The 11182-nt window shown below is 74.0% G+C and carries 10 protein-coding genes; 2 read left to right on the top strand and 8 right to left on the bottom strand.

Going from position 1 to position 11182, the window contains the following annotated elements; genetic code table 11:
• A partial coding sequence (locus GTW08_RS09255) for an FtsK/SpoIIIE domain-containing protein (protein WP_161151768.1) occupies positions 1 to 2224 on the bottom strand: 2224 nt, incomplete at its 3' end.
• A 19-nt stretch (positions 2225 to 2243) separates the two neighbouring features.
• Positions 2244 to 2504 carry a hypothetical protein gene (locus GTW08_RS09250; RefSeq protein WP_020623160.1) on the bottom strand — a complete coding sequence of 87 codons (261 nt, stop codon included), beginning with the start codon at positions 2502 to 2504 and terminating at the stop codon, positions 2244 to 2246.
• Positions 2505 to 2776: 272 nt separating this feature from the next.
• Here GTW08_RS09250 and GTW08_RS09245 point away from each other — a divergent pair, with 272 nt between their 5' ends.
• Positions 2777 to 4186 carry an Nramp family divalent metal transporter gene (locus tag GTW08_RS09245; protein WP_073578557.1) on the top strand — a complete coding sequence of 470 codons (1410 nt, stop codon included), beginning with the start codon at positions 2777 to 2779 and terminating at the stop codon, positions 4184 to 4186.
• 93 nt (positions 4187 to 4279) lie between these two features.
• On the opposite strand, the gene GTW08_RS09240 is transcribed toward GTW08_RS09245, so the two are convergent.
• From GTW08_RS09240 to GTW08_RS09220, 5 genes are read right to left on the bottom strand one after another with little or no spacing between them, the layout of a single operon-like run.
• The gene (locus GTW08_RS09240; protein ID WP_073578558.1) at positions 4280 to 5080 is read right to left on the bottom strand and encodes an MOSC domain-containing protein; all 801 of its coding nucleotides are present in this window, start codon (positions 5078 to 5080) and stop codon (positions 4280 to 4282) included.
• A complete protein-coding gene (locus GTW08_RS09235; RefSeq protein ID WP_073578559.1) occupies positions 5080 to 6015 on the bottom strand; it encodes an ABC transporter substrate-binding protein in 936 nt (311 codons plus the stop codon). The genes GTW08_RS09240 and GTW08_RS09235 overlap by 1 nt, the downstream gene beginning before the upstream one ends.
• A gap of 33 nt (positions 6016 to 6048) precedes the next feature.
• On the bottom strand, positions 6049 to 6768 hold the full coding sequence (locus tag GTW08_RS09230) for an ABC transporter permease (protein ID WP_073578560.1): 720 nt from the start codon (positions 6766 to 6768) through the stop codon (positions 6049 to 6051).
• Complete coding sequence (locus tag GTW08_RS09225; protein ID WP_073578561.1) at positions 6765 to 7418, bottom strand: ABC transporter permease; 654 nt, start codon at positions 7416 to 7418, stop codon at positions 6765 to 6767. The genes GTW08_RS09230 and GTW08_RS09225 overlap by 4 nt, the downstream gene beginning before the upstream one ends.
• A 7-nt stretch (positions 7419 to 7425) precedes the next feature.
• The gene (locus GTW08_RS09220; RefSeq protein WP_073578562.1) at positions 7426 to 8508 is read right to left on the bottom strand and encodes an ABC transporter ATP-binding protein; all 1083 of its coding nucleotides are present in this window, start codon (positions 8506 to 8508) and stop codon (positions 7426 to 7428) included.
• 544 nt (positions 8509 to 9052) lie between these two features.
• Between GTW08_RS09220 and GTW08_RS09215 the strand changes: the two genes are divergently transcribed.
• Positions 9053 to 10282: an acyl-CoA dehydrogenase family protein gene (locus GTW08_RS09215; RefSeq protein WP_073578563.1), complete on the top strand. Its 1230-nt coding sequence runs from the start codon at positions 9053 to 9055 to the stop codon at positions 10280 to 10282.
• Between the two features lie 39 nt (positions 10283 to 10321).
• On the opposite strand, the gene GTW08_RS09210 is transcribed toward GTW08_RS09215, so the two are convergent.
• The coding region (locus tag GTW08_RS09210; RefSeq protein ID WP_161151767.1) for an EAL domain-containing protein at positions 10322 to 11182 on the bottom strand (861 nt) is incomplete at its 5' end.

The following is an 11182-nucleotide window of genomic DNA, read 5'->3' as shown; positions in this document are numbered from 1 at the left end:
GCAGCGACGCCGCCACCGCGCGGACGGCCGAGCACAGCAGCGGGACCGCGACACGGGCGTCGGGCCCGATCACCCCGAGGTTGCGGCCGGGGCCGTCGGACAGCTCGGCTGCCGCGGGGCTGCCGTGCACGTCGACGAACTGCCCGACCAGCGCGCGGGGCACGCCGTCGGCGGGCAGCCGGGCGGCCAGTGCGTCGTGGGAGGGGGCGCGGGCGCCGTCGAAGACGACCGGCTCCGGGGTGTCGGGGAAGTCGGTGAACGCGGTGACCTGGACGTCGCGGACCACCGGGCCGCCCGCCTCGGGCAGCCGGACCACGTGGTTGCCGTGCGCGACGCCCGAGTCGTGGTTGACGATCGCGTGCCAGCGCGGGAGCGCCAGCGCGGCCTCGTTGTCCTGGGCGAGGATCCGCCGCGCGCGGGGCAGCGCGATCCGCAGCACGAACTGCTCGAAGATCGCCGAGCGGCCCCACAGCGCGTCGATGCCGGAGACGTCCTGGCTGGCCAGGACCAGGTGCACGCCCTGCGAGCGGCCGCGCCGGGCGACGTCCTCCAGCAGCGCGGTCGCCTCGGCGCTGACGGCGTCGCGACCGGTGAACAGGAACTGGAACTCGTCGATGACCGCGACGATCCGCGGCAGCCGCAGGTCGGGACGCTCCACCCGGAGCTCGGCCAGCTTGGTCGCGCCGTGCCGGCGGGCGGCCTCGGCGCGGCTGCGCATGACCTCGGACAGGTGGCGCAGCAGTGCCAGCCCGAACTCCCGGTCGGTGTTGATGTTGACGCCGATCAGCCGGGCCTGCGGGAGCCGGTCGGCGCGGTGGCCCTCCGGGTCCGGGGCGAACGGGGTGAACGACACCCCCTCCTTGAAGTCGAGCAGGTACAGCTCGACCTCGTCCGGGCCGTAGTGCGCGGCGAGACCGGCGATCCAGGCCAGCAGCAGGTTCGTCTTGCCCGACCCGCTGGGCCCGCCGACGAGCGCGTGCGGGGAGTGGTCGTCGAGGCTCAGCTCGGCGGGGATGCCGTCCTCGTGCCCGACGACGACCTTCAGCCCGTCGTGCGAGCGGCCCTCGCCGCGCCGGCGGGGCAGCATGTCCTTGAACGCGCCCAGCCGTCCGCGCCACTGCTCGTGCCCGGCGGCGATCGCCTCGCACACCGCGGTGACGTCGTCGGCCGGGACCGGCGGGTCCGGTTCGACGAGCACGTGCGGCCCGGTCACCGAGGTCCGCACCGGGACCGGCAGCCGGTCGTCGGCCGGGTCGAGGCCCGGCGGGTCCCCGAAGTCGACGGTCTCCACCGGACGCGGCAGGGCCGCCGGGACGTCGAGCAGCACCAGCTGCACCCCCGCCGCGACGCCGCCGCGCGCCACCCGCTGCAGCTGGCGCAGCTCGGCCTCGGGCAGCTCGCGGCCGTTGCCGACCAGCACCGCCACCAGCCACGCCTCGGGCCGCTCCCCGGTGCGGTCGGCGAGCTCGCGCAGCGAGGTCGCGCCGTCGGCGAGCACCCGGGTCTGCACCCGGCGGATCCGGTCCGCGAGCTGGTCCAGCAGCCGCCCCAGCCGGGTCGGGTCGTGCACGGTCAGCAGCCCGGTGCGGGTCAGCGGGTACAGCCCGGGCAGGGCGCCTGCGAGCTGGCCGACGTCCCAGACGTGCACGTTCACCGCGCCGGGCCGGAAGTGCCGCACGGTGCGCAGGACCAGCTGCTCGACCATCGCCTCGGCCCGGTCGCGGGAGCGCGGCGTCGACACCACCTGCAGGTGCGCGCCGTCGAGCAGCGGGACCGCGACCCGGAACGGGGCACCGCCCTCCACCGAGCCGGTGCCCAGCACCCACATCTCCGGGACCGGGCCGGTCGGCTCGACGGTGCCCGCGACCGGCCTCCAGTCGGCCGGGTCGTCCCCGGCCGCGCCGGGGGTGGCGTCGGCGACGATCTCCGACAGCGTCTGCGGCGAGTCGCCCTGCCAGCGGTCGAACACGTGCGCCCGGTCCTCGGCGACCCGGGCGAGGACGCCCGCGAGCCGGGGGTTGCCGAGCACCCGGGCCAGCCCCGGATCGCGGCGCGCGGCGTCGTGCCCGGTCTCGCGCAGCCACAGCTCCGCCATGACCTCGGCGTGCCGGGCCGCGGCCCGGTCGCGACGGCCCTCCGCAGCGCCCAGGGCCCGCGACGCCGCCCGGTGGAACCCGTCGAAGGCGGACCGGATCCGCTCGCGACGGTTCGGACGACGTGCCATCAGGGGCGGGCGGGCGCGGTCAGAGCCGCGAGGCGACGTCGTCGGCGGACTGCATGGCGATGTGCAGGGCCTGCTCGACCTCGTCGATCTTCTCCGACGCGGCGGCGAAGCGGGCGCGGGCGTCGTCGGCGTCGTTCTGGGCGGTGCCGTAGATGTTCTGCGAGAACGCGGCGCCGGCCTCCTCGATGGCCTGGCGGGCGTGCCGCAGCGCGCCGAGGCTCTCGGTGGCCTGCTGGTTGGCCCGCCCGATCCCGGCCCGGATCTCGTCGATGTTCGCCATGCCCACCCTCCGTGCGTGCGCGTGCGGCGACCGTGACCCGGCCGACGCCGCGGCCAATCTATCGGCCGGTCCCGGTACCCGTTCATGGTGCGCCGGGCGTGCACCGCCTGCAACGGCGGGTGCGCCGTGCGTCGTAGCCCGTCGCCGCGATCGGGGGGTCCGATACGTCCGTTCGTGACCCTTCCGCGCTGGAGTGCGCCGCCCCGCTCGCCTAGCGTGCTCGGCGAACCCGCGCGATCCCTCCCACGACGCCGTGATCGGAGACTGTGACGATGGCCTCCCCCGGTCCGCAGACGGACTTCCTCGAACCCCCCACCGGCGCGCGGAAGATCCGCTCGATCGGGCCGGGCCTGCTCGCCGCGGCGACCGGCGTCGGCGCGGGCGACCTCGTCGCGACGATGGTGGCGGGGGCGTCGTTCGGGACGGTGCTGCTGTGGGCCGCCGTCGTCGGGACCCTGGTCAAGCTCGCGCTCGGCGAGGCCGTCGGACGCTGGCACCTCGGTTCCGGCGCGACCATGCTCGACGGCTGGCGTCGGCTGGGCTACTGGGCGACCGGCTTCTTCGGCGTCTACATCGTGGTGTGGGGCTTCGTCTACGGCGCCACTGCGATGTCGGCGGTCGGACTGCCGCTGAACGCGCTGTTCGGCGGGCTGCCGGTCGGCGGGTGGGCGGCGATCGCGGGCGTCGTCGGGCTGGTGCTGGTGTGGGTGCAGCGGTACCACGCATTCGAGAAGTTCATGACGGTGCTCGTGCTGATCAAGTTCGCGACGGTCGTGTTCGTCGCGATCCTCGTCGGCCCTGACCTGCCCGCGCTGGCGAACGGCCTCGTCCCCCGGCTGCCCGAGGGGTCCACGGTCTACGTGCTCGGCCTCATCGGCGGCGTCGGCGGGACGATCACCATGGCCGCCTACGGCTACTGGCTGTTCGCGAAGGGCTGGAAGGGCCCGAAGTGGCTGTCGATGATGCGGCTGGACAACGCGACCGGCTACATCATGACCGGCATCTTCGTGGTCTCGATGCTCGTCGTCGGGTCCACGATCCTGTTCGGGGAGAACCTCACCGAGTCCGACAGCGGGCTGCTCACCCTCGCCGACCGGCTCGGCGCCCTCTACGGCGAGCCGGTGCGGATCCTGTTCCTGGTCGGCTTCCTGTCGGTCACCTTCACCTCCCTGCTGGGCGTGTGGAACGGCGTGTCGCTGCTGTTCACCGACTGGGTGCGGGCGATCCGGCTGCCGCACGGGAAGAAGGCCGCGATCGGCCCGGACGTCGAGAACGCCGTCGTCGCCGGGGAGGAGCGCACCGCCGCCGGGGGCGCCGGGAGTACGGCCGTCGGGGGCACGGCCGCGGCCGGGGACGAGCGCGGCGACGGGCCCGGGCGGCCGGGCGCCTACGAGGCGGCACGCGCCGAGCGTTCGCTGCCCTTCCGCGGGTACCTGCTGTGGCTGACGTTCCCGCCGATGGCCCTGCTGCTGATCGGGCGGCCCTTCGCGCTGACCCTGGTCTACGGGGTGCTGGGCTCGTTCTTCATGCCGTTCCTCGCGGTGACGCTGCTCCTGCTGCTGAACACCTCGATGGTGGCCCGCGAGGCGCGATCGCGCTGGCTGTCCAACGCGGTCCTGGGGATCTCGTCGGTGCTGTTCGCGGTCCTGCTGGTCACCGACGTGTACTCGCGCCTGACCTGACCCGCCGCGGCGCCCGCAGCTTCCTTCCCCCTCGCACGAACGGGCCCCTCGTACGACAGGTTCGTACGAGGGGCCCGTTCGTGCGCCCGGGGGTCAGGTCACGTCGAGCGGGTCGCCGACGCGCAGGGTGCCGGTGCGCTCGACGCGGGCGTACAGGCCCGCGCAGGGCAGCACCCCGAAGCCGTCGACCTCGACGCGGTTGCGGTCGGCCGGACCGCGCAGGGCGTGCGGTGCGCGGGGCAGGGCGCCGTGCTCCAGCGTCGGCACGGAGCAGCGCGGGGTCGGCAGGGTCGGGACCAGTACGACGTCGCCGAGGGTGAGCCGGCGCCCGAGCCAGCCGTTCTCCACGAACGGCTCGGTACCCGGCGGCGTCGCGACGACGACGTTGGGCCGGTAGCGCAGCGCCTCGACGCCGAGCGCGTCCAGCGTCGCGGTGGTGATCAGATGCACCGGCGAGTGGTCGACGAACCGGCCACCGGGAGCGCCCTGGGCGATCTCCAGGGTCGGCGCGTCGACGTCCGCGTCCAGGCCGTGGGCCAGCACGTCCTCGGGGTCCGGCCGCTCGACGACGGCGCCGTCGGCCCGTTGCTGAGCGACGACCACGGGCCGGCCGAGCAGCTCGGCGAGCGGCCCGGCGGCCTGCCCGGCGTCGACGGTGCGGCCGTCGGGCAGCGTGACCCGCACGTCGTCGCCGACGCCCGCGGAGGCGCACGTCAACAGGCGTCGCCAGTGCCGGGGCTGCTTGGCCGTCGCGACCCGGCCGGTGTCCGGGTCGGTCAGGGCGAGCGCCCGGTCGCCGACGACGCCGTGCGTGTCGAGCTCGAGGGCGGCGAGGTCCTCCCCCAGCATCGACTTCACGGGGTAGCGGTGCAGGGACAGGACCTCGCCGGCCATCAGAGCAGGCCCTGTGCGGTCAGCCAGTTCTTCGCCACGGTGTCGACCGACGGCTTGTCCGGCGCGGCGGCCGCCTCGTTCAGGCCGAGCAGCTCCTGCGTGGTCAGCTTCGCCGAGACCGCGTTCAGGATCTCGGTGACCTGCGGGGTCGCCTTCTCCTTGTTGATCAGCGGTACGACGTTCTGCGCGGCGAAGTTGTTCTGCGGGTCGGTGAGGACCACGAAGTCGTTCTCCGGGATCGCCGCGTCGGTGGTGAACAGGTCCGCGGCCTGCACGTCGCCGTTCTTCAGCGCCGCGACGGTCAGCGGGCCGCCGGCGTCGAGCGAACGGTAGGACTTGAACGAGCAGTTGTAGGTCTTCTGGATGCCGGGGATGCCGTCGGGACGGGTCTGGAACTCCGGCGGGCCGCCGAACACGAGCTCACCGCAGCGCGACGCGATGTCGGCGATCGAGGTCGCGTTCAGCCGCTGCGCGGTCTCCCTCGTGACGACGACGGCGTCCTTGTCCTCGGCCTCGGCCCGGTTCAGCACGGTCAGCGTCGGGGCCGCGGTGTTCAGCGTGGACTGCAGTGCGGTGTAGACCTCGTCCGGCTCGGTCTGCGCGGCGTTCTTGTCCAGGTACTGCAGCAACGTGCCGCTGTAGTCCGGGATCAGGTCGATCGAGCCGTCCTTGAGCGCCGGCACGTAGGCCTCGCGGGACCCGATCGGCGGCCGGGTCTCGACCGTGACGCCCTTGGCCTGCAGCGCCTGGGCGAACACCGAGGACAGGATCTGGCTCTCGGTGAAGTTCGCGGCGCCGACGACGACGGTGTTCTGGTCGTCGCTGCCGGACTGGCCGCCCCCGGCGAGGGGGTCGGAGCCCCCACCGCAGGCGGTCAGCGCGAACGCGGCGGTCACCGTCGCGGCGACGGCGGTCAGCAGACGGGTGCGTCTCATGGTGGGTGTCCTCTCGGGGACGTGCGGGGTGGGTCAGGCCGCTTCGCGGACGGGTTCGGGACGGGTGGGCACCGCGCGCAGCCGGCGCGGCGCGGTCCGGCCGGTGGCCTGCAGGCCGGGCGAGACGATCAGCTTCTGCAACCCGCCCAGGAGCAGGTCGGCGACGATCGCGAGCAGCGCGACCAGGATCGAGCCACCGATCATCATGCCGAAGTCGCGCTGGCCGAGGCCGTCGATGATGAACCGGCCGAGCCCGCCGAGCGAGACGTAGGCGGCGATGGTCGCGGTCGCGATGACCTGCAGGGTCGCGCTGCGCAGCCCGCCGATGATCAGCGGCAGCGCGTTGGGGAGCTCGACCTTCCACAGCACCTCGGGCCCGCGCATGCCCATCCCGGTGGCGGCGTCGACGACGGCCGGGTCGACGTTGCGGATGCCGGCGTAGGTGCCGGCGAGCACCGCGGGCACCGCCAGCACGATGAGGGTGATGATCGGGCCGACCAGCGACAGCCCGACCAGTGTGGTGATCAGCACCAGCAGGCCCAGGGTGGGCAGGGCGCGCAGCCCGTTCGCCAGGCCGACGACGAGGAAGCCGCCGCGGCCGGTGTGCCCGATCCAGGCGCCCAGGGGCACCGCGATCAGCACCGCGACCAGCAGGGTCAGGGCGGTATAGCCGAGGTGCTCGGCGAGCCGGGCGAGGATGCCGGTCGCTCCCTCCCAGTTCCCGCCGTCGAACAGCCAGCCGAAGTAGGTCATGCCCCCGCCTTCCCGGTACGGGCCCGCTGCCAGGGGGTGAGCAGCCTGCCGCCGAGCAGCAGGGCCGAGTCGACGACGAGCGCGAGCAGCAGCACCAGCACGATGCCGGAGACGATCTGGGCGTCGTTGCTGCGGTTGAATCCCTCGGTGAACAGCAGGCCGAGCCCGCCGAAGCCGATCACCGCACCCACCGTGACCAGGCTGATCGTGGACACCGCGGCGACGCGCAGGCCGGCCACGATCACCGGCACGGCGAGCGGCAGCTCCACGCCGACGAAGCGCCGGACCGGGGTGTAGCCCATCGCGTTCGCCGCGTCCACGACGTGGCCCGGCACCGCGGACAGCGCGTCGGACACGGTCCGCACGAGCAACGCGACGGTGTAGACCGTCAGCGCGACGATCACGTTGACCGGATCGAGGATCTGGGTGCCGAGCAGCGGCGGCATGAACACGAACAGCGCCAGCGACGGGACCGTGTAGAGCAGCCCGGCGGCGTTGGTCATGATCGTGCGCAGCGTCGCGTTGCGGTTGGCGACCCAGCCCAGCGGGATCGCGAACACCAGCCCGAGCAGCACCGGGATCAGGGCGTACACGACGTGCTCGGCGAGCGCGTCGAGCACGGAGTCGAGGTTGTCGAACACCCAGGTCACGGCGGCCTCAGGCGGCGTTGTGCGAGTCGCGGGCCGCGGGCAGCGCCTCGAGCACCGAGTCGGCGGTGACCGAGCCGGCGACCCGGCCGTCGGCGTCGACGGCGACGCCCTGACCGGACGGTGAGGACAGTGCCGCGTCCAGCGCGCCGCGCAGCGAGCCCGACTCGACGGCGTAGAGCGAACCGCCCGGGACGATGACCTCCTCGGTCACCCGGCCCTCACCGGCCTCGACCCAGCCCAGCGGCCGGGCGGAGCCGTCGACGACGACCGACCAGCCGTCGTCGGGGAGGGGGTCGCCGACCGAGAGCACCGGCAGCGACCCGATCGGGATGGTGTCCGAGGACAGGAAGCCCAGGCCCCGGTAGCCGCGGTCGCGGCCGACGAAGTTGTCGACGAAACCGTCGACCGGGCGGGACAGCAGCACGCCCGGCTCGTCGTACTGGGCGAGCTTGCCGCCGACCCGGAACACCGCGACCTTGTCGCCGAGCTTGATGGCCTCGTCGATGTCGTGGGTGACGAACACGATGGTCTTGCCGAGCTCGGACTGCAGCCGCAGCAGCTCCTCCTGCAGGCTCTCCCGGACGATCGGGTCCACCGCGGAGAACGGCTCGTCCATCAGCAGCACGGGCGGGTCGGCGGCGAGCGCGCGGGCCACGCCGACGCGCTGCTGCTGGCCGCCGGACAGCTGCGCCGGGTAGCGCCCGGCCATCGAGGTGTCGAGGCCGACGATCTCCATCAGCTCCATCGCCCGGTCCCGCGCGGCCTTCTTGCTGCTCCCGACGAGCATCGGCACGGTCGCGATGTTGTCGACGATCGTGCGGTGCGGGAACAGCCCGGCCTGCTGGATGACGTAGCCGATGCCCCGGCGCAGCTCGGCCGGGTCGGCGGACAGCACGTCGCGCCCGTCGACGCGCAGCTCGCCGCCGGTCGGCTCGATCATCCTGTTGATCATGCGGAGGGAGGTCGTCTTGCCGCAGCCGGACGGGCCCACGAAGACCGTGATCCGCCCCTGCTCCGCGACGAGGTCGAGCTCGTCGACCGCGACCGTCCCGTCCGGGAAGCGCTTCGTGACGCCCCGGAACTCGATCATCGGCGGTTCCCCCTGCCGTCGCGCGGGACCCCTGCTCCCCGCTTGGTCGCAGCACACTAACCCGGTCGTGCGCGACGGGCGAGCGGTCGACCGCAGGTCACCGGCACCCCGTCGCGCTTGACCTGCAGTCCGGTTCAGCACCGACGCTGCGCACATGACCCTGACCACTGTTCTGGGCCCGCTCGGCGTCGCCACCGGACCCGCTCCCGCCGACGCGCGCTCTGGAGGGCGCCGGTGCCCGCACCCTGTGGCTCGCCGGTGGCGCGATCGACCGGCCCGACCGGCTGACCGCGCTGCTCGACGGCACGCGGGTCGCCGTCGTCGTGGCGGGGATGGTGCCGACCGGCTTGTATCCGGCGTCGGCCGTCGCCGCACTCGGGCTGCCCGCGTCGGAGCGGCTGCCGGCGCCGAGCACCGGGCCGCGGGCGCCGACCACGTGGTGCTCAGCCCGGTCGGGGACCCGACGGCCGGCGCGGCGTTGCTGCACGCCCTGCGGTAGGAGCTCTGCCGTGCGGACGGTGCGGCGTGGCGCAACAGTGGGGCCATGCCGAAGGAGCCCACGCGTCTGCCGAAGCCCGAGCTGGACCTCGACCCGGACCACCCGCACGTCGCGGACTGGTTCCACTACGCCGACCTGCTCACCGACGCCGAGCGCGCCGACCTGCGCCGGGTGCGGGAGTTCCTGCGCGCCGAGGTCGCCCCCGTCGTGCTGGAGGCCTGGGACCGGGCCGAGTTCCCGATGCAGCTCGTGAAGGGCTTCGCGGGCCTCGATCTGGCGGGGGCCGGCTACGCCGACCCGCCGGCGTCGCGGCTGTTCCTGGGGTTCCTGCACGCGGAGATCTCCCGGGTGGACCCGTCGGTCAACAGCTTCTACGGCGTCCACACGGGTCTCGCGATGGGCTCGATCCACGCCGGCGGCACGCCCGAGCAGCGCGAGCGCTGGCTGCCCGCGATGTCCCGGATGGACTCGATCGGTGCGTTCGGGCTGACCGAGCCGCACGGCGGGTCCGACGTGGCCGGTGGCATGGAGACCACCGCCACCCGCGACGGCGACGAGTGGGTCCTCGACGGCGAGAAGCGCTGGATCGGCAACGCCACCTTCGCCGACCTGGTCATCGTGTGGGCCCGCGACACCGACCCGGACGCCGGCGGCGCGGTCCGCGGGTTCGTCGTGCCGTCACCGTCGGAGGGCATGACGATCACGAAGATCGAGGGCAAGCAGTCGCTGCGGATCGTGCAGAACGCCGACATCCTGCTCGACCGGGTCCGGGTGCCGGAGTCGCACCGGCTCTCCGGCGGCTCGGGCACCTTCCGCGACGCCGGCCTGGTCCTGCAGCGCACCCGGGCCAACGCCGCCTGGGGTGCGGTCGGGGTGCAGATGGCCGCCTACGAGCTGGCGCTGTCCTACGCCGCCCAGCGGGAGCAGTTCGGCCGCCCGATCGGCGGGTTCCAGCTGATGCAGGACCTGCTGGTGCGGATGCTCGGCAACGTGAGCGCCTCGCTGGGGATGGCGGTCCGCAACGCCCAGCTGCTCGACGAGGGCCGGGGCTCGGACGCGCACTCGTCGCTGGTGAAGGAGTTCTGCGCGACCCGGATGCGCGAGACCGTCGCGCTCGGGCGTCAGCTCGTCGGCGGCAACGGGGTGGTGCTGGAGAACCGGATCGCGAAGTACTTCGCCGACGCCGAGGCGATGTTCTCCTTCGAGGGCACCCGGGAGATGAACACCCTGATCGTCGGGAAGGCGATCACCGGGCAGAGCGCGTTCGTGCGGTGACGTCCGCGGTCGCGCCCGCGGTGGGCGGGCGCGACCGGCTCACCAGACGCCCGGGGTCCCGTCGGCCGGGGTCGCGCTCGTCGCCGGGGTGGGCAGGCCGCCGCCCCGCAGCACACGGTGCAGGTCGTCGGGGCGCAGCGAGCGGGCGAACAGCCAGCCCTGGAACGCGTCGACCCCGAGGCCGCGCAGGACGTGGAACTGCTCCGCGGTCTCGACGCCCTCGGCGACGGTCTTGCGGCCCATCGCGCGCGCGACCTCGACGACGGCGCGGGCGAGCGCGAAGTCGGCCGGGTCGGTGCCGACGCCGGTGACGAAGGCGCGGTCGACCTTGACCGTCTGCGCCGGGAGCTCCTTGAGCCGGGCCAGCGACGAGTAGCCGGTGCCGAAGTCGTCGACGGCGAAGCGGACGCCGCGGCGCACGAGCTCGCTCATCGCGTCCAGCGCGGGGCGCGGCAGCGCGACCAGGCTGGTCTCGACGAGCTCGAGCACCAGCTGGTTCCACGGCAGCCCGGCGCCCTCGACGATGGCGGTGACGTCGGCCAGGAACGACGGGTCGGCCGGCAGCAGCCCGGCCAGGTTCACCGCGACGCCGACGGCCTGCCCGGCACGGGGCCAGGTCGCGGCCTCGGTGGCCGCGGTGCGCAGCACCCACAGGTCCAGGTCGCGCTGCAGGCCGCCGCGCTGGGCGACGGGCAGGAACTCGCCGGGCGAGACCTCGCCGTGCACCGGGTGCGACCAGCGCAGCAGTGCCTCGGCGGACAGCACGGTGCCGTCCGGCGCGACGACCGGCTGGTACTCCAGGCGCAGCGCGTCGCCCTCGATCGCGGCGCGCAGCTCGGCCTCCAGCTCCAGCTGGCGGCGCGCCGGGGCGACGGCGCCCCGCTCGGCGACGGCGACCGT

This window comes from Pseudonocardia sp. SID8383, assembly GCF_009864975.1.
Classification (GTDB): domain Bacteria; phylum Actinomycetota; class Actinomycetes; order Mycobacteriales; family Pseudonocardiaceae; genus Pseudonocardia; species Pseudonocardia alni.
This window is presented reverse-complemented; position numbering and strand designations above follow the sequence as displayed.

What these genes read in the sequence shown, in the direction of transcription:
- GTW08_RS09220 (WP_073578562.1), bottom strand. Translation starts at nt 8,508, where the DNA reads ATGATCGAGTTCCGGGGCGTCACGAAGCGCTTCCCGGACGGGACGGTC.
- GTW08_RS09235 (WP_073578559.1), bottom strand. Translation starts at nt 6,015, where the DNA reads ATGAGACGCACCCGTCTGCTGACCGCCGTCGCCGCGACGGTGACCGCC.
- GTW08_RS09250 (WP_020623160.1), bottom strand. Translation starts at nt 2,504, where the DNA reads ATGGCGAACATCGACGAGATCCGGGCCGGGATCGGGCGGGCCAACCAG.
- GTW08_RS09240 (WP_073578558.1), bottom strand. Translation starts at nt 5,080, where the DNA reads ATGGCCGGCGAGGTCCTGTCCCTGCACCGCTACCCCGTGAAGTCGATG.
- GTW08_RS09230 (WP_073578560.1), bottom strand. Translation starts at nt 6,768, where the DNA reads ATGACCTACTTCGGCTGGCTGTTCGACGGCGGGAACTGGGAGGGAGCG.
- GTW08_RS09215 (WP_073578563.1), top strand. Translation starts at nt 9,053, where the DNA reads ATGCCGAAGGAGCCCACGCGTCTGCCGAAGCCCGAGCTGGACCTCGAC.
- GTW08_RS09245 (WP_073578557.1), top strand. Translation starts at nt 2,777, where the DNA reads ATGGCCTCCCCCGGTCCGCAGACGGACTTCCTCGAACCCCCCACCGGC.